The sequence below is a fragment of the Roseateles sp. GW835-FHT13E02 genome (assembly GCF_058794035.1).
The window spans coordinates 222,490-238,981 of sequence record NZ_JBXAGJ010000001.1 but is presented as its reverse complement, the minus strand read 5'-3'; the positions used below and the strand labels follow the sequence as shown (position 1 = coordinate 238,981).

The 16,492-nt window shown below is 65.1% G+C and carries 15 protein-coding genes; 11 read left to right on the top strand and 4 right to left on the bottom strand.

The window, feature by feature from the left end; all coding sequences use genetic code 11:
• Positions 1-59 precede the first annotated feature (59 nt).
• The 5 genes from AC1Q6P_RS01030 to AC1Q6P_RS01010 are packed head-to-tail and all read left to right on the top strand — an operon-like array spanning position 60 to position 5,819.
• Positions 60-1,595: an acyl--CoA ligase gene (locus tag AC1Q6P_RS01030; RefSeq protein ID WP_492664277.1), complete on the top strand. Its 1,536-nt coding sequence runs from the start codon at positions 60-62 to the stop codon at positions 1,593-1,595.
• Positions 1,596-1,650: 55 nt separating this feature from the next.
• Positions 1,651-2,667 carry a Bug family tripartite tricarboxylate transporter substrate binding protein gene (locus AC1Q6P_RS01025; RefSeq protein ID WP_492664278.1) on the top strand — a complete coding sequence of 339 codons (1,017 nt, stop codon included), beginning with the start codon at positions 1,651-1,653 and terminating at the stop codon, positions 2,665-2,667.
• A 33-nt stretch (positions 2,668-2,700) separates the two neighbouring features.
• A complete protein-coding gene (locus tag AC1Q6P_RS01020) occupies positions 2,701-3,255 on the top strand; it encodes a tripartite tricarboxylate transporter TctB family protein (RefSeq protein WP_492664279.1) in 555 nt (184 codons plus the stop codon).
• Position 3,256: 1 nt separating this feature from the next.
• Positions 3,257-4,783 carry a tripartite tricarboxylate transporter permease gene (locus tag AC1Q6P_RS01015; protein ID WP_492664280.1) on the top strand — a complete coding sequence of 509 codons (1,527 nt, stop codon included), beginning with the start codon at positions 3,257-3,259 and terminating at the stop codon, positions 4,781-4,783.
• A gap of 19 nt (positions 4,784-4,802) precedes the next feature.
• Positions 4,803-5,819, top strand: coding sequence for a 2-dehydropantoate 2-reductase (locus AC1Q6P_RS01010; protein WP_492664281.1), 1,017 nt, complete (start codon positions 4,803-4,805; stop codon positions 5,817-5,819).
• Positions 5,820-5,840: 21 nt separating this feature from the next.
• On the opposite strand, the gene AC1Q6P_RS01005 is transcribed toward AC1Q6P_RS01010, so the two are convergent.
• The 4 genes from AC1Q6P_RS01005 to AC1Q6P_RS00990 all read right to left on the bottom strand — a co-directional run bounded on the left by AC1Q6P_RS01005 (position 5,841) and on the right by AC1Q6P_RS00990 (position 9,903).
• The gene (locus AC1Q6P_RS01005; protein ID WP_492664282.1) at positions 5,841-6,677 is read right to left on the bottom strand and encodes an HAD family hydrolase; all 837 of its coding nucleotides are present in this window, start codon (positions 6,675-6,677) and stop codon (positions 5,841-5,843) included.
• A 73-nt stretch (positions 6,678-6,750) separates the two neighbouring features.
• On the bottom strand, positions 6,751-8,532 hold the full coding sequence (locus AC1Q6P_RS01000) for a PhoH family protein (RefSeq protein WP_492664283.1): 1,782 nt from the start codon (positions 8,530-8,532) through the stop codon (positions 6,751-6,753).
• A 281-nt stretch (positions 8,533-8,813) separates the two neighbouring features.
• Positions 8,814-9,293: a peroxiredoxin gene (locus AC1Q6P_RS00995; RefSeq protein ID WP_102767348.1), complete on the bottom strand. Its 480-nt coding sequence runs from the start codon at positions 9,291-9,293 to the stop codon at positions 8,814-8,816.
• Between the two features lie 235 nt (positions 9,294-9,528).
• Entirely contained in the window at positions 9,529-9,903 is a 375-nt protein-coding gene (locus tag AC1Q6P_RS00990) for an Mth938-like domain-containing protein (RefSeq protein ID WP_492664284.1), read from the bottom strand.
• A 229-nt stretch (positions 9,904-10,132) separates the two neighbouring features.
• On the opposite strand from AC1Q6P_RS00990, the gene AC1Q6P_RS00985 reads away from it, so the two are divergent.
• From AC1Q6P_RS00985 to speD, 6 genes are read left to right on the top strand one after another with little or no spacing between them, the layout of a single operon-like run.
• Positions 10,133-11,359 (top strand): pyridoxal phosphate-dependent aminotransferase, encoded by a 1,227-nt coding sequence (locus AC1Q6P_RS00985; protein ID WP_492664285.1) that lies wholly within the window; start codon positions 10,133-10,135, stop codon positions 11,357-11,359.
• A gap of 55 nt (positions 11,360-11,414) precedes the next feature.
• Positions 11,415-12,728, top strand: a complete 1,314-nt coding sequence (locus AC1Q6P_RS00980; protein ID WP_492664286.1) for a homoserine dehydrogenase — start codon at positions 11,415-11,417, stop codon at positions 12,726-12,728.
• Between the two features lie 5 nt (positions 12,729-12,733).
• Positions 12,734-14,140 (top strand): threonine synthase, encoded by a 1,407-nt coding sequence (thrC, locus tag AC1Q6P_RS00975; RefSeq protein WP_492664294.1) that lies wholly within the window; start codon positions 12,734-12,736, stop codon positions 14,138-14,140.
• The gene (locus AC1Q6P_RS00970; protein ID WP_492664287.1) at positions 14,133-15,392 is read left to right on the top strand and encodes a molybdopterin molybdotransferase MoeA; all 1,260 of its coding nucleotides are present in this window, start codon (positions 14,133-14,135) and stop codon (positions 15,390-15,392) included. Before thrC ends, AC1Q6P_RS00970 begins: the two co-directional genes overlap by 8 nt.
• Before the next feature lie 17 nt (positions 15,393-15,409).
• Complete coding sequence (locus AC1Q6P_RS00965; protein WP_492664295.1) at positions 15,410-15,664, top strand: MoaD/ThiS family protein; 255 nt, start codon at positions 15,410-15,412, stop codon at positions 15,662-15,664.
• A gap of 15 nt (positions 15,665-15,679) precedes the next feature.
• On the top strand, positions 15,680-16,051 hold the full coding sequence (gene speD / locus AC1Q6P_RS00960; protein ID WP_492664288.1) for an adenosylmethionine decarboxylase: 372 nt from the start codon (positions 15,680-15,682) through the stop codon (positions 16,049-16,051).
• Positions 16,052-16,492: the final 441 nt, after the last annotated feature.

Sequence of the window (16,492 nt, the reverse complement as noted above, 5' to 3'; positions counted from 1 at the left end):
TTTCGCTGCGACACTGCGCCCCGAACCGGCCTGCTCCTGAATCTGAACGAGATGCAACGATGAGCCAAGACTCCCTGTTTGAGATGTTGTCGCAGCAATCGCAGCCCGACACTCCGGCCCTGCGAGCCCCGGGGCGGCCGGCCTTGAGTCATGGCGCATTGCGCCAGCTGGCGGCGGATACGGTGTCCCGTCTCAATCACTTGGGCATCGGCCGCAATGACCGGGTTGCGCTGGTTCTGAACAACGGCCCCGAAATGGCCGCTTGTTTTCTGGCCTGCGCCTGCGGCGTGGCCAGTGCGCCGCTGAACCCGGCCTACCGCGCCGAGGAGTTCGAGTTCTACTTGGGCGATCTGCAGGCCAAGGCCCTGATCGTGGAGCGCGGCAGCGCCTCACCCGCCGTGGCGGTGGCGCTGGAATTGGGCGTTCGCATCCTGGAGCTGGTGGTTGAGGACGGCGCGCCGGCCGGCAGCTTCACGCTTCACGAGACCGAGGGCGGCGCCCGCACCGAGGGCCCGGCAGCGCAGGCTGGCTATGCCCAGCCCGACGATGTCTCCATGGTTCTGCACACCTCGGGCACGACCTCGCGGCCCAAGATCGTGCCGCTGTCCCAGCGCAATCTCTGTGCCTCGGCCCGCAACATCCGCCAGAGCCTGCAGTTCCAGCCCAGTGACTGCGGCCTGAATATCATGCCGCTGTTCCACATCCACGGCCTGATCGCCGGGGTGCTGGCGCCGCTGTCGGCGGGGTCCCAGGTGTTCTGCACGCCGGGTTTCAATGCGCTGAAGTTCTTCGGCTGGATGGACGAGGCCGCACCGAGCTGGTACACGGCAGTGCCCACCATGCATCAGGCCATTCTGAGCCGCGCGAGCAAGAACCAGGAGGTGATTGCCCGTCACCCGCTGCGCTTCATGCGCTCGTCTTCGTCGTCCATGCCGCCGCAGGTGATTGCCGAGCTGGAGCAGGTGTTTGGCGCACCGCTGATTGAGGCCTACGGCATGACCGAGGCCACCCATCAGATGTGCAGCAACCCGCTGCCGCCGGCCGTGCGCAAGCCCGGAACGGTGGGCCTGGCAGCAGGACCCGAGGTAGCCATCATGGGCGCCGGAGGCGCGCTGCTGGCGGCTGGCGAGACCGGCGAGATCGTCATCCGCGGTGCCAATGTGACGGCGGGTTATGAGAGCAACCCGAGCGCCAATGCCGAGGCTTTCAGCCAGGGCTGGTTCCGCACCGGCGACCAGGGCGTGATGGACTCCGAGGGCTATGTGTCCATCACCGGCCGGCTCAAGGAAATCATCAACCGCGGTGGCGAGAAGATCAGCCCACGCGAAGTGGACGAGGTGCTGATGGACCACGCGGCCGTGGCGCAGGTGGTGTGCTTCGGCATGCCGCATGCCAAGCTGGGCGAAGAGGTCGCGGCTGTGGTGGTGCTGCGCGAGGGGCAGGCCGCCAGCGAGCGCGAGCTGCAGGACTTTGTGGCCCAGCGCCTGGCGGACTTCAAGGTGCCGCGCAAGATCTTGTTCATGGACGAGATCCCCAAGGGGGCGACGGGCAAGCTGCAGCGCATCGGCCTGGCACAGAAGTTGGGCCTGGGCTGAGTTTTTTCCGTTTCATCGATTGACTGCCAACAGTGCAATAAAGGGAGAGCGTTTCATGGGAGTGCGTGCGATCCACAAGAAGAACAACAAGACCTGGTGGGCTGCGGCCCTGCTGGGCCTGGCGGCCGTGCAGGCCCAGGCCGCCGGCTGGGTGCCGACCAAGCCGATCGAGTTCATCGTGCCTGCGGGCACCGGCGGCGGTGCCGATCAGATGGCTCGTTTCGTCCAGGGCATGGTGTCCAAGCACCAGCTCAGCCCGCAGCCGATGGTGGTGGTGAACAAGGCGGGTGGTGCCGGCGCCGAAGGCTTTCTCGATGTCAAGGGCGACAAGGGCAATCCGCACAAATTGGTCATTACCTTGTCCAACCTCTTCACCACGCCCATGGCCACCGGTGTGCCTTTCAACTGGCGAGACCTGACGCCGGTCAGCATGCTGGCATTGGATCAATTTGTGCTCTGGGTCAACGAAGAGGCGCCTTTCAAGACGGCCAAGGACTACTTCAATGCGCTGAAGGGTCAGAACCCCAACAGCTTCAAAATGGGCGGCACGGGCTCCAAGCAGGAGGACCAGATCATCACCGTGATGCTGGAGAAGGCCACCGGTAAGAAGATGATCTACATCCCCTACAAGGGCGGCGGTGATGTGGCGGTGCAGCTGGTGGGCAAGCATGTGGACTCCACCGTCAACAACCCGATCGAGGCCGAGTCGCACTGGCGCGCCGGCAAGCTGCGGCCGCTGTGTGTGTTCGATGAGCAGCGCATGCCTTACCCGGCCAAGGTCACTGCAAGCCAGGCCTGGGCCGATTTGCCCACCTGTGCATCGCAAGGCATCCCGGTCAGCTATCTGATGCTGCGCGGCATCTTCATGCCGCCGGGTGTCAGTGCCGAGCAGACGGCGTTCTACCAAGAGCTGTTCAACAAATTGCGCGCCTTGCCCGAGTGGAAGGACTTCATGGCCAAGGGTGCGTTCCGGCAAACCGCGCTGCAGGGCGCCGAGTTCATCGATTGGTTGGGCAAGAACGAGCAGCAACACCGTGTGCTGATGAAGGAAGCGGGCTTCATGGCGCAGTAAGCCAGGGGCTCATCTCGGCTGGGAGGCGGGGTGATGAGCGAAGAACAAAACATGAAGACTGAATCGGCGGCGCGTAGAGACAACCTGTCCGCAAGCGCTGGGCCGGGTGCTTGGCAGCTGCGCTGGGTGGAACTGGGCGTGGCCCTGTTCCTGCTCGTCGTGGCTGGCCTGGTGATCAAGGACAGCCTGCGCCTGGGCATTGGCTGGGCCGATGACGGGCCGCGCTCCGGCTATTTCCCGTTTCGCATCGGCCTGGCGCTGGCGGCCTGTTCGGCCTGGCTCTTGCTCCAGCAACTGCTGCGTTGGCCGCGCTTGCGCAGCCGCGTGTTTGCGGAAGGTGCGCAGTTGCGCGATGTGGCGGCGGTGCTGCTGCCAACCGCCGTGTTTGTCGCCGCCATCCCCTGGCTGGGCATCTATCTGGCAGCCTGCTTGCTGGTGGCTTGGTTCATGTGGCGCAACGGCGGCTATCGCTGGCCCTGGCTCGTGGGGTTGCCGCTGGCGGTGAGCGTCAGCTTGTTCCTTTTGTTTGAACGCGCCTTCACACAGCCTTTGCCCAAGGGCCCGATCGAACACTGGCTGGGCTTCTGAGATGGATGATTTTTCCAATCTGCTGCACGGCTTTTCGGTCGCCGCCACCGTGCCCAATCTGGGCTATATGTTGGTGGGCATCCTGCTGGGGGTCTTGATCGGCGTGCTGCCGGGCTTGGGTGGCGCCAATGGCGTGGCCATCCTGCTGCCGCTGACCTTCACCATGGACCCCACCACCGGCATCATCATGCTGTCCTGCATCTACTGGGGCGCTTTGTTCGGCGGGGCCATCACGTCCATCCTCTTCAACATCCCCGGTGAACCCTGGTCGGTGGCCACCACCTTTGATGGTTACCCCATGGCCCAACGTGGCCAGGCGGCGCAGGCGCTGACGGCGGCCTTCACCTCGTCCTTTGTGGGCGCCGTGTTCGCCACGCTTCTGATCACCTTTCTTGCGCCGCTGCTGGCCCGTTTTGCCCTGCGTTTCGGCCCGGCCGAGTTGTTTGCGGTGCAGCTGTTGACCTTCTGCAGCTTTGTCGGCATGAGCCAGGAAGCGCCGGTCAAGACCCTGATCGCCATGCTGCTGGGTTTTGCCCTTGCAGCCGTGGGCATGGACGACATGACCGGTCAGCTGCGTATGACCTATGGCTTCACCGATCTGCTCAAGGGCTTTGATTTCCTGATCGCGGTGATCGGCCTCTTTGGCATCGGCGAGATCCTGCTGACCATGGAAGAGGGCCTGGCCTTCAAGGGCCAGAGCGCCCGCATCAGCCCGCGCGTGGTCTGGCAGACCTGGGTGCAGCTGTTGCGCCACTGGAAGACCTTTCTGCGCTCCATGGCCATTGGTTGCTGGATGGGCATCACGCCCGGCGGCGCTACACCCGCTTCATTCATGAGTTATGGCGTGGCGCGGCGCATGGCCAAGAACCCCGAGGACTTTGGCAAGGGCGAGTTGGCCGGTGTGGTGGCGCCCGAGACGGCCGCCCATGCCGCCGGCACCTCGGCCCTGCTGCCCATGTTGACGCTTGGCATTCCGGGCTCGCCCACGGCCGCCGTGCTGCTCGGTGGTCTGGTGATCTGGGGCCTGCAGCCCGGGCCCATGCTGTTCACTGAGCACAAGGATTTCGTCTGGGGCTTGATTGCCAGCATGTACCTGGCCAACATCGTCGGCCTGATCGTGGTGTTGACGACGGTGCCATTCTGGGCCGCCATCCTGCGGGTGCCTTTTGCGATCATTGCGCCCATCATCATCGTCACCTGCGCGGTGGGTGCCTACACGGTGCACAGCTCCATGTTCGATGTCTACCTGATGTTGGGCTTTGGCGTACTGGGCTATCTCTTCAAGAAGATCAAGATTCCCATGGCGCCTCTGGTGCTGGCCTTGGTGCTGGGCGACAAGGCTGAGGCCAACTTCCGCCAGTCCATGCTGCTCTCGCAGGGCGAGCTCAGCATTTTTTGGTCCAATGGCTTGGTCGGTGGCATCACGGGCCTTGCCTTGCTGTTGCTGCTCTGGCCGCTGCTGGATGTGGCCAAGCGCTGGGCCCGCGGTCCGGCGGCAGATGCACAACAAGAGGTGAAGGCCGTATGAGCGGAATGAGGACGGGCGCATGAAGTTCGCCATCGTGGGTGCAGGCGCCATCGGCGGCCTGCTCGGGGTGCGTCTGGCCGCGGCCGGTGAGCAGGTTTGCTTCATCGCCCGCAACAAGAACCTGGCCGCCATCCAGGCCCAGGGCTTCACCTTGATTGAGGAGGACGGTCGCGAGCTGACGCAGCCGGCCGGCGCGAACCTGCGCGCGGTCCAGCGCATGGTCGAAGCGGGCGTGCAGGATGTCGTGCTGCTGACCGTGAAAGCACATCAGCTGGTCGATCTGCTGCCCGAGCTGCCGGCCCTGATCGGCCCGCAGACCCTGATCGTCAGCATGATCAACGGCCTGCCCTGGTGGTATTTCCAGGGCCTGGCCGGCCCGCATGAGGGCCGCGTGCTGGAGTCGGTGGATCCGGGCGGTGCCATCGCCGCCACGCTGCCCTCGGCCCAGGTGATTGGCAGCATCGTCTACCCTGCGGCGCAGTTGGAAGCGCCCGGGCGCGTGCGCCTGATCGAGGGCAATCGCTTCAGCCTGGGCGAGCTCGATGGCCAGCGCAGTGAACGCATCGAGGCCTTGTCGCAAGCCCTGATGCGCGCCGGCTTCAAGGCACCAGTGGCCAAGGACATCCGCTCCGAGCTCTGGGTCAAGCTCTGGGGTAATCTCAGCTTTAACCCGATCTCGGCCCTGAGCCATGCCACGCTGGAAGACATCTGCCGCTTCCCGCTCAGCCGCGAACTGGCCGCGCGCATGATGGGCGAGGCCCAGCAGGTGGGCGAAAAGCTGGGAGTGCAGTTCAAGATCTCGCTGGATAAGCGCATCGCCGGCGCCGAGGCAGTAGGCGCGCACAAGACTTCGATGCTGCAAGATGTCGAAGCCGGCCGCGCGCTGGAGCTGGAAGCCTTGCTTGGCGCCGTGGTCGAGCTGGCCCGCATCACGGAAACCGTGACGCCCAATCTCGACGCCATCTATGCCGTCACGCGCCTGCTGGCCATGAGCCTGAGCCGGCAGGGTGGCCGCTTGCAGATCAGCCCGGTCTGACGCCACTCGCGGAGGCGGGCTTCAGCGCCGCCAGTCGGCTTCGATGAAGCGCAGCACCGCATCCTCGTGGTGCGGGCCGATCACCTGGTGGGCTTCCTGCTTGACCGCCTCGATGGCATTGGCCACGGCAATGCCGCGGTGGGCGGCGCGCAGCATCTTGATGTCATTGACATGGTCGCCAAAGACCACCACCTCTCGTTCCTGCAGGCCGTAGCGCTGGGCCAGCAGCTGGATGCCCTGGTCCTTGGTGGCGCGTCGGTCGTGTACGGTCAGCCAGGGCCAGCCGGGTTTGTACAGGTCTTCGGCCAGATGGGTTTCCACCGCATCGCCACAGAGCGCGTCGATGTCGGCCTGCAGCGCCGCCAGCGGCGCCTCGCGCTCCACCACCACAAAGGTCACGGCCGGGTCGCGCAGCTCGTCTTGCAGACGCGGGCTGTGGCGCAGGCGCGGGTCGGCATTGCGCTGGCGCTCGGTGACAAAGGCCTGCTGCGCCTCGTTGTGCACCGATTGGTAAAACAGCTGGTCGCCCAGCGGGCCGTGGGTGGAAACGAAGGGCATCAGGCCATGCTGGCGGATCAGGGCGAACACGGCCTGAGCCAGGGCTGGCTCCATGGCGTTGACCACCTCATGCTCGGCGCTGGCCATATCGCTGAGGTAGGCGCCGTTGCTGCCAATCACGGGCAGGCGCAGGGGCAGATCGCCGAGGATGTGGCGGATCGAGGTGACATGGCGGGCGCTGGCCACGGTGAAGAGCAGGCCTTGGTCCAGCAGGCGGGTCAGGCCGGCGCGGGTGCTGTCAGCCAGGCGGCCTTGGGGGTCGAGCAAGGTACCGTCGAGGTCGGAGACGTAAAGCGTCATGTCGGGATCAGGCTGCAAAAAGAAAAAGGGCGGCTGAAGCCGCCCCGGAAAATTTGCGATCGGCGCCAGGTGCTCAGAGCACCTCGGAGGCAAAGTCTGCCAGACGCGAGCGTTCGCCGCGCGCCAGCGTGACATGGCCGCTGTGGGCCCAGCCCTTGAAGCGGTCCACGGCATAGGTCAGGCCCGAGCTGCCTTCGGTCAGGTAGGGCGTGTCGATCTGCGCGAGGTTGCCCAGGCAGACGATCTTGGTGCCAGGGCCGGCGCGGGTGATCAAGGTCTTCATCTGCTTGGGCGTCAGGTTTTGCGCCTCGTCGATGATGACGAACTTGTTCAGGAACGTGCGGCCGCGCATGAAGTTCAAGCTCTTGATCTTGATCTTGCTGCGCACCAGGTCGTTGGTGGCCGCGCGGCCCCATTCGCCGGCGGCGCTGTCGCCGCGGGCCAGCACTTCGAGGTTGTCGTCCAGGGCGCCCATCCAGGGGCTCATCTTTTCCTCTTCGGTGCCGGGCAGGAAGCCGATGTCCTCGCCCACAGGCACGGTCACGCGCGTGACGATGATCTCGCTGTAGCGGCGCTCGTCCAGCACCTGCGAGAGGCCGGCGGCCAGGGTCATCAGCGTCTTGCCGGTGCCGGCTGTGCCGGTCAGGGTGACGAAGTCGCAGTCGGGGTCGAGCAGCAGGTTGAGGGCGAAGTTCTGCTCGCGGTTGCGGGCTGTCACGCCCCAGACCGAATGCTTCTGGTTGCCGTAGTCCTTGAGCGTGCGCAGCACGGCGGTCTTGCCGGTGATCTCCAGCACCTTGGCGTAGAGCGGCACGGCGCCGGGCGCTTCCAGGTAGACCAGCTCGTTGATCAGCAGCGAAGGCACGAGGGGGCCGCTGATGCGGTAGTAGGTCAGGCCGCCTTGCTGCCAGCTTTCCATGGTCTTGCCATGGCGCTCCCAGAAGTCGGCCGGCAGGGCTTGCACGCCGGTGTACAGCAGGTCGGAGTCTTCCAGCGTCTTGTCATTGCGGTAGTCCTCGGCCGGCAGGCCCAAGGCACGCGCCTTGATGCGCATATTGATGTCCTTGGACACCAGGACCACTTCGCGCTCGGGCTGCTGGATCTTCAGCGCCTGCACCACGGCCAGGATCTGGTTGTCGGCCTTGCCCTGGGGCAGGCCGGCTGGCAGGGGTGTGTCGATCAGCTGGGTCTGGAAGAACAGCTTGCCGCCGGCTTCGCGGTGGCCGGTGTGATCCAGTGGCAGGCCCTTGGCCATTTCCTCGATGCCGCTGCTCTTCAGGCCGCCGGCCAGGTTGTCCAGCTCGCGACTGACCTGGCGCACATTGCGCGCCACTTCGGTCATGCCCTTTTTGTGCCCGTCCAGCTCTTCGAGCGTGATCATGGGCAGGTAGATGTCGTGTTCCTCGAAGCGGAACAAGCTCATCGGGTCGTGCATCAGCACATTGGTGTCCAGCACAAAGAGCTTGGGCGCGGCGCTGCCGATTTTCTTGCTGGCCTTGGCCGGCTTGGTGGCGCTGCCGGCCTTGCCCGCGCTTTCGGGCGTGGGTTTGCTGGCCTTGGGCTTGTCGGCAGGGTAGATGGTGGGGGCCAGGGCGTCCACCGGCAAGGCCGGTGTGGCAGCTGGTTTTGCAGCGCTGCGGGTCTTGGCGGCAGGGCTGCGGCCACTCACTGTGGCAGTGGCGGGTGCGGGTGCAGCTGTGGGCGCGGCGCTCAGCTTGGGGGCAGCCAGGCTGCGGCTGCTGGTTTTGGCGATCGGGGTCTCGGCTTTGTTGCTGGGGCTCACCGCCAAGGTGTTTGCAAAGGCGGTGGGCTCGAGGCGGGCGGCGCGTTTGGTCGGGGGCTTGGGCAGTGGCATGGTGCTCAGTGTTCGGGTGAGGTAAGGCTCACCACGCAGTCGGGAAGAAAAGCCGTGACGGCAGGCCGGGAGGCTGATGACGAAGCAGGCGGCCGAAAAAAGCAAAAAGCCGCACAGGCTGCTGTGCGGCTTGATGGTGTTTGTTCTTGGGCTTCGCGGCTCTCGGGCATGAATCCATTATGCACAAAGCCGGTGACGTCGCCGCCCAAATGCGCAGGCATGAAAAAAGCCGACGCGGGCAAGGCCCGGATCGGCTTTTGCTAGTCGCAAGGCCCGCTGAATCAGGCCGCAGCCTTTTTCAGAGCGCTGACTTCCTTGAGGACTTCGTCCACATGGCCAGCCACCTTGATGCCACGCCATTCGGCGCGCAGCACGCCCGAAGCATCGATCAGGAAGGTCGAGCGCTCGATGCCCTTGACCTTCTTGCCGTACATGATCTTGTTCTTGACCACGCCGAACATGTGGCAGAGCTTTTCTTCGGTGTCCGCGATCAGCTCGAAAGGCAGTTCCAGCGTCTGCTTGAACTTGTCGTGCGAGGCCATGTTGTCGCGTGAAACACCCAGCACAACTGCGCCAGCTTTCACGAAGTCCTTGTGGCGGTCGCGAAATTGCATCGCTTCCGTAGTACAACCGGGAGTGTTGTCCTTCGGGTAGAAGTACAGCACCACGGCTTGACCCAGGAAGGTTTGTGGTGTGAACTTCACGCCTCCGGTGGCAAGGGCTTCAATTTCCGGGAGAGGTTTGTTGAGCGCTGGCGTCATGTGGCGTTCTATGTATGATGTGCCCGGCTGGGCATAGCCGTTGATTATACGGCCTTTGGCGAGCCCCCTCCGGGAGGCCCGCCTTCGTCATTTAGGGGGATTGCCCTCGGTCCAGCGCTTGTGATGTGTGCCAGATTGAGCCCGGGATGGGTTTCAAGCGCATGGATTGCGCAATGCCATCACCCTGGTAAAGCCGCTCGGCGCCGCCTCCAGCGCCCCTTAAAGCCTCTGTATTTCAGGCTTCGATCAGCAAGGCTGCCAGCACGGCGCGATGCTCGCTGCTGAGCACGTTGTAGGTGCGGCAGGCCGCCGCCAGGTCCATGGTTTCGATGCCGATGCGGGCCTCGATCAAGCTGCGGTACAGCTTGGGGTTGGCGAAGCGGATGCGACTGCCGCTGCCAAAGATCACCAGTTCGGGCTTCAGGCCCAGGATCTGTTCAAAGTGCGCTTCTGTCAGATCCTCAAAGCGCGTCAGCGCCCAGGACTGCACCTCGCCGCGCCAAGGCACCAGCACGCTGCTGCGGTGTTCGTCGGCATTGACCCGGACGCTTTGCCCGTCGTGGCGCGAAATGATGTTGCCGCCTTGCGGCTCGTCGAGTTGGAATTTCATCGTGGCGGGGAGGGCGGGGAGGGCGGGGTGGGGGTGACGGCCATGCCGGGGCCTGCGAAGGCTCACTTGCTTGTACTCTCAGGCGGCGGGTGCCTGAGCAGCCGCAGCCCTGTGATTAAATTGTATGGTTTTGCACTGCAGCATGAGGGCCGCCGGGCCTTCTAGCCCCGCAGTATCCAAGTGTTCCCTGCCCCACTTGCCCCCACAGATCGCCCGAGGAGTCCCCGTCTTGAAGCCCATCGCCAAGTCCAGCAAGCTCGCCAGCGTCAGCTATGACATCCGTGGCCCTGTGCTGGACAAGGCGCGCCAGATGGAGGACGAGGGTCAGAAGATCATCAAGCTGAACATCGGCAATGTGGCCGCCTTTGGCCTGATGCCGCCGGACGAGATCGTGCAGGACATGATCCGCAACCTGCCTGATGCCGCCGGCTACACCGACAGCAAGGGCCTGTTCGCCCCGCGCAAGGCCGTGGTGCACTACACGCAGGAAAAAGGCGTGAAGGGCGTGACGGTGGACGATGTCTACCTGGGCAATGGCGCGTCGGAGCTGATCCAGATGGCGATGAACGCCCTGGTCAACGATGGTGACGAGGTGCTGATCCCCGCACCTGACTTCCCGCTCTACACCGCGGTGGTGGGCCTGTCCGGCGGCAAGCCGGTCCACTACCTCTGCGACGAGGGCGCGGGCTGGCTGCCCGACCTGGACGACATCGAGTCCAAGATCACGCCGCGCACCCGCGCCATCATGGTCTGCAACCCCAACAACCCGACCGGGGCGCTGTACCCGGACGACCTCTTGCTGGGCATCATCGAGATCGCCCGCCGCCATCAGCTCTTGATCTTCGCGGACGAGATCTACGACAAGACCTTGTACGACGGCAATACCCATACCAGCATGGCCAGCCTGGCCGACGATGTGCTGTTCGTGACCTTCAACGGCCTGTCCAAGAACTATCGCTCCTGCGGCTACCGCGCCGGCTGGATGGTGGTCAGCGGCGAAAAGCGCCATGCCCGCGACTACATCGAGGGCCTGAACATGCTGGCCTCCCTGCGCCTGTGCTCCAACACGCCAGGCCAGCTGGCCATCCAGACCGCCCTGGGCGGTTACCAGAGCATCAAGGACCTGGTCGCCCCGACCGGCCGCCTGTGCCGCCAGCGTGATCTGGCCTACGAGCTGCTGAGCCAGATCCCGGGCGTCAGCGTGGTCAAGCCCAAGGCAGCGCTGTACATGTTCCCGCGCCTGGACCCCAAGGTCTACCCGATCACTGACGACCAGCAGTTTGCCTACGAGCTGCTGGCCGAGGAGAAGGTGCTGATCGTCCAGGGTACGGGTTTCAACTGGGTGGCGCCCGATCACTTCCGCCTGGTCTTCCTGCCCAATTCCGACGACCTGAAGGAAGCGATCGGCCGCATCGAGCGCTTCCTGGCCCATTACCGCAAGCGCCACGGCACCTGAGCCGCCCTCCCGGGTTTGTTTTCTTCGAAACGTGAACAGCAAAGTGACAGACAGCATGAAAGCGATCAAAGTCGGCCTCCTCGGCATTGGCACCGTGGGCAGTGGCACCTTCCATGTGCTGCGTCGCAACCAGGCGGAGATCAAGGGCCGTGCCGGCCGCGGCATCGAGGTCACCATGGTGTGCCGCCGTGACCTGGCCCAGGCGCGCCAGATCGTGGGCGATGCCGATGTGGTGGTCACCGCCGACCCCTTCGAGATCATCCGCAACCCTGAGATCGACATCGTGGTCGAGACCATCGGCGGCTGCGATCTGGCCCGCAGCCTGGTGCTGGAAGCCATCGCCCAGGGCAAGCATGTGATCACCGCCAACAAGGCGCTGCTGGCCGTGCATGGCACAGAGATCTTTGCCGCTGCGCGCGCCAAGGGTGTGATGGTCGCGTTTGAAGCGGCTGTGGCCGGCGGCATCCCCATCATCAAGGCCTTGCGCGAAGGCCTGACCGCCAACCGCATCGAATGGATCGCCGGCATCATCAACGGCACCACCAATTTCATCCTGTCCGAGATGCGCAGCAAGGGCCTGGACTTCGCCACCGTGCTGAAAGAAGCCCAGCGCCTGGGCTATGCCGAGGCCGACCCGACCTTTGACGTCGAAGGCGTGGATGCCGCCCACAAGCTGACGCTGATGAGCGCCATCGCCTTTGGCGTGCCGGTGCAGTTCGACAAAGCCCATGTGGAAGGCATCAGCCAGCTGCAGGCCGCCGACATCAAGTACGCCGAGCAGCTGGGCTACCGCATCAAGCTGCTGGGCTTGACCCGCCGCCGGGACAGCGGCATCGAGCTGCGCGTGCACCCGACCCTGGTGCCCATGAGCCGCCTGATTGCCAATGTTGAAGGCGCGATGAACGCCGTGGTGGTGCAGGGCGATGCCGTCGGCACCACGCTCTACTATGGCAAGGGGGCAGGCGCCGAGCCGACCGCTTCGGCCGTGATCGCCGATCTGGTGGATATCACTCGCTTGCACACCGCCGACCCCGACCACCGGGTGCCGCATCTGGCCTTCCAGCCCGACGCGATGAGCGACACCGCCATCCTGCCCATGGCCGAGGTGCTGACCAGCTATTACCTGCGTCTGCGCGTGGCCGACGAGGCCGGTGTGCTCTCGCGCATCACCACCATCCTGGCCGAGCACGACATCTCGATCGACGCCGTGCTGCAGCGCGAATCCAACGAGGGCGAGCGCCAGACCGACCTGATCATCCTGACCCACGAGACCCAGGAAGGCCGCATGAACCGGGCCCTGGCTCAGATGCAAGGTCTGAACACCGTGCTGGCGCCCATCGTGCGCCTGCGCAAGGAAGAATTGGCTTGACGAGCATGCGATACATCAGCACCCGCGGCGACCAGACTGAGCGCCGCTTCTGCGACATCCTGCTGGAGGGCCTGGCGCCCGATGGCGGCCTCTACTTGCCGACCCACTATCCGCAGGTGGACGATGCCACGCTGACGCGCTGGCGCGGCCTGGCCTATGCCGATTTGGCGTTCGAGATCCTGTCGCTCTACATCGATGACATCCCGGTCGAAGACCTGCGCGCCATCACCCGCCGCACCTACACCGAGGCCGTGTTCGGCACGCCCGAGATCACGCCGCTCAAGACCCTGGAGCCGGGTCTGGCCCTGCAAGCCCTGTCCAACGGCCCGACCCTGGCCTTCAAGGACATGGCCATGCAGCTGCTGGGCCAGTTGTTTGAGTACGAGTTGGGCCGGCGCGGCCAGACGCTCAACATTCTGGGCGCCACTTCGGGCGACACCGGCAGCGCGGCCGAGTACGCCATGCGCGGCAAGGCGGGTGTGAATGTCTTCATGCTCAGCCCCCATGGCCGCATGAGCCCCTTCCAGCAGGCGCAGATGTTCAGCCTGCAGGATGCCAACATCCACAACATCGCCATCGAGGGCGTGTTCGACGACTGCCAGGACATCGTCAAGGCGGTCAGCAATGACCTCGAATTCAAGCGCAAGTACCAGATCGGCACCGTCAACTCGATCAACTGGGCACGCCTGCTGGCCCAAGTGGTGTACTACTTCGCCGGCTACTTCCAGGCTACGACGAGCAACACCGAGCGGGTCAGCTTCACCGTGCCCTCGGGCAATTTCGGCAATGTCTGCGCCGGCCATGTGGCGCGCATGATGGGCCTGCCGATTGCGCAGCTGGTGGTGGCCACCAACGAGAACGATGTGCTGGACGAGTTCTTCCGCACCGGCGTCTACCGTGTGCGCGGCAGCGCCGAGACACACGAGACCTCAAGCCCGTCCATGGATATTTCCAAGGCCAGCAATTTCGAGCGTTTTGTGTTCGATCTGCTGGGTCGCGATGGAGCGCGCACCAAGGCCTTGTTCGGCGAGGCGATTGCTCGCGAAGGCCGCTTCCAGCTCAGCGAGCAGGAGCATGCGGACATTGCGCGTTACGGCTTTCAGTCCGGCCGCAGCAGCCATGCCGACCGCCTGGCCACCATCCGCAGCACCCATGCACGCTACGGCGTGGTGGTAGACACCCACACGGCCGATGGCCTCAAGGTGGCACAGGAGCGCCGCCAGCCCGGCGTGACCATGCTGGTGCTGGAGACGGCCTTGCCGGTCAAGTTCGCCGCCACCATCGAAGAGGCGCTGGGCACAGCGCCGCCGCGCCCTGTGGACCTGGAGCACATCGAGTCCCTGCCCAAACGGGTGGTGGTGATGCCGGTCGATGTGGCTGCCGTTCAGCGTTTCATCGAAGCCCATGTCTGAGCCTCTTGCTTCCAAGGCCAAGCCGGCCATGTTGCCGCTGGATGAAGCCCTGGCTCGTTTGCAGGCCGCCGTTCAGCCACTGGGTCTGAGCGAAATGCTGCCCACGGCCGAGGCCCTGGGCCGGGTGCTCAGTCAGGACGTGGTGTCCTTGCTTGATGTGCCGCCCGCCGACAACTCGGCCATGGACGGCTATGCTTTTTGCGCGGCCGATGTGCGCGAGCCGGGTACGGTTTTGCCGGTGGCGCAGCGTGTGCCCGCCGGCGTGGTTGGTGCCGCACACCTGCCGGGCACGGCTGCGCGCATCTTCACCGGTGCGCAAGTGCCGGTGGGTGCCGACACCGTGCTGATGCAGGAGCAGTGCGAGGCTGTGCCGGGCGAGGGCCTGGGCGCTGTGCGTTTCTTGAGCGTGCCCGAGTTGGGCAATGCCATCCGCCGCCGCGGCGAGGATGTGGAGCGTGGCGCCACCGTGCTCTCGGTGGGCAGCCGTCTGGATCCGGCGGGCTTGGGCCTGGCCGCATCGGTGGGTGCTGCAAGCTTGAGCGTGGCCCGGCGTCCGCGCGTCGCGCTGTTCTCCACCGGCGATGAGCTGGTCATGCCCGGCGAGCCGCTGCGCCCCGGCGCCATCTACAACTCCAACCGCTTCACCCTGCGTGGCCTGCTGCAAGGCCTGGGTTGTGAGGTGTTGGACCTGGGCATCGTGCCCGACCGTCTGGATGCCACCCGTGCCGCTTTGCGCGATGCTGCGGCGCAGGCCGACCTCATCATTACTTCGGGCGGCGTCTCGGTTGGTGAGGAGGACCATCTGCGGCCGGCCGTGCAAGCGGAAGGCCAGCTGGAGCTCTGGCAGATCGCCATCAAGCCCGGCAAGCCCTTGGCCTTCGGTTCGGTGCGCCGAAATCACGATGGTGGTTCGGCGTGGTTCATCGGTCTGCCCGGTAATCCGGTCGCCAGCCTGGTCACCTTCTGCCTGCTGGTGCGGCCAGTCATTCTGCGCTTGCAGGGGGCCACCCGCTTGCATCCTCGTGCCTACGCATTGCGAGCCGATTTCAACTGGCCCCGGGCTGACCGGCGCCAGGAGTTTCTGCGTGCCCGCCTCAATGAGGCGGGCGGCCTGGATCTGTTTGCCAACCAAAGCTCGGGCGTCCTCAGCTCGGCGGTTTGGGGCGACGGCTTGGTGGACAACCCCTCGGGTCGCAGCATCGCGCCCGGCGACACGGTGCGCTTTCTGCCGTTCAGCGAGTTGCTGTCATGAGCGAGGGCGTGGCCATGATTCAGGTGCAGCTGAAATTCTTCGCCTCGCTGCGTGAGCAACTGGGTTCGGGTGAGCGGCTGGAGATACCTGCGGGAACCAGCGTGGCGGCGCTCCGGGCCCAGCTCTGCGCCCGCTCTGCCGTGCATGCCGAAGCCTTGGCGCCCGGGCGTGCCGTGCGCTGCGCGCTGAACCAGCAGATGGTGGCCAGCGATCTGACCCTCATCCCTGCCGATGCCGAGCTGGCTTTTTTCCCGCCAGTCACCGGCGGTTGAGTCGCTGAGGCTGCCGTGCAGGGCTTGCACCTGACTGCTGATCTGCGTGGCTGCGACCCGCAGTCGCCTCTGATGCTGGACCCAGAGGCTCTCGGCCGCCTGTGCCGCGATGCCGTGCAGGCGGCAGGCTTGGGCGCCGTGGCCGAGTTGTTCCATCGTTTCGAGGTCGCGCCGGGCTGTGAGCAAAGCGGCATCACGGGCGTGGTCTTGCTGGCCGAATCGCATTTGGCCATCCACACCTGGCCCGAGTTGGGGGGTGTGACGCTCGATGTCTACGTCTGCAACCTCGTGGGCGACAACAGCGCCTCAGCGGAGCGCCTGATGAAGCTGCTGTGCGACGCCTTCGAGCCCCGCGAGCGGCGAGAGCAGCGTCTGTTGCGAGGTTGAATCGGTTGGCTGGTATCGGCACATTGCGGACCTCTGTGGGGTTGTCGTTCTCGCTGCGGTGTCTCGTCCCGCCGCCGGGCTCATGGTTCGCGGGTCGGCTCTGTGAGCCGACTTCGCTCGGTGCTCACTGCGGGGCTCAGCGGCGCCCTCGGCTGCGCACAAATCGCCCGTCGGCGGGCCGAGCCACCTTCGGAGTTGGCGTGTTCCACCGTGGATGAGGCACATCGACCGCGATGCAAGCGCCCTGCAGCCCGTGCCGCTGCCGGGCGATTTGTGCAGGGCCGAGCAGCACAGCGCCTCGGGGCGCGCACGTACTCGTGCGCTTCAAGTTCTGACTTGGCGCTTCTGTCTGAACGAAGCGAACGCAGGGAGCGGAGTGAGTTATGCGCCAGCCCCGAGGTGCGAGCAGCGCAGGGAAGTCGGCCCGCCAGGGCCGACCCC

Bases quoted from the DNA above. Each gene is read 5' to 3' on its own strand.
- AC1Q6P_RS01015 (WP_492664280.1), top strand. From the start codon at position 3,257: ATGGATGATTTTTCCAATCTGCTGCACGGCTTTTCGGTCGCCGCCACC.
- AC1Q6P_RS01000 (WP_492664283.1), bottom strand. From the start codon at position 8,532: ATGCCACTGCCCAAGCCCCCGACCAAACGCGCCGCCCGCCTCGAGCCC.
- AC1Q6P_RS00995 (WP_102767348.1), bottom strand. From the start codon at position 9,293: ATGACGCCAGCGCTCAACAAACCTCTCCCGGAAATTGAAGCCCTTGCC.
- AC1Q6P_RS01005 (WP_492664282.1), bottom strand. From the start codon at position 6,677: ATGACGCTTTACGTCTCCGACCTCGACGGTACCTTGCTCGACCCCCAA.
- thrC (WP_492664294.1), top strand. From the start codon at position 12,734: ATGCGATACATCAGCACCCGCGGCGACCAGACTGAGCGCCGCTTCTGC.
- AC1Q6P_RS00990 (WP_492664284.1), bottom strand. From the start codon at position 9,903: ATGAAATTCCAACTCGACGAGCCGCAAGGCGGCAACATCATTTCGCGC.
- AC1Q6P_RS01010 (WP_492664281.1), top strand. From the start codon at position 4,803: ATGAAGTTCGCCATCGTGGGTGCAGGCGCCATCGGCGGCCTGCTCGGG.
- AC1Q6P_RS01020 (WP_492664279.1), top strand. From the start codon at position 2,701: ATGAGCGAAGAACAAAACATGAAGACTGAATCGGCGGCGCGTAGAGAC.
- AC1Q6P_RS00970 (WP_492664287.1), top strand. From the start codon at position 14,133: ATGTCTGAGCCTCTTGCTTCCAAGGCCAAGCCGGCCATGTTGCCGCTG.
- AC1Q6P_RS01030 (WP_492664277.1), top strand. From the start codon at position 60: ATGAGCCAAGACTCCCTGTTTGAGATGTTGTCGCAGCAATCGCAGCCC.
- AC1Q6P_RS01025 (WP_492664278.1), top strand. From the start codon at position 1,651: ATGGGAGTGCGTGCGATCCACAAGAAGAACAACAAGACCTGGTGGGCT.
- AC1Q6P_RS00980 (WP_492664286.1), top strand. From the start codon at position 11,415: ATGAAAGCGATCAAAGTCGGCCTCCTCGGCATTGGCACCGTGGGCAGT.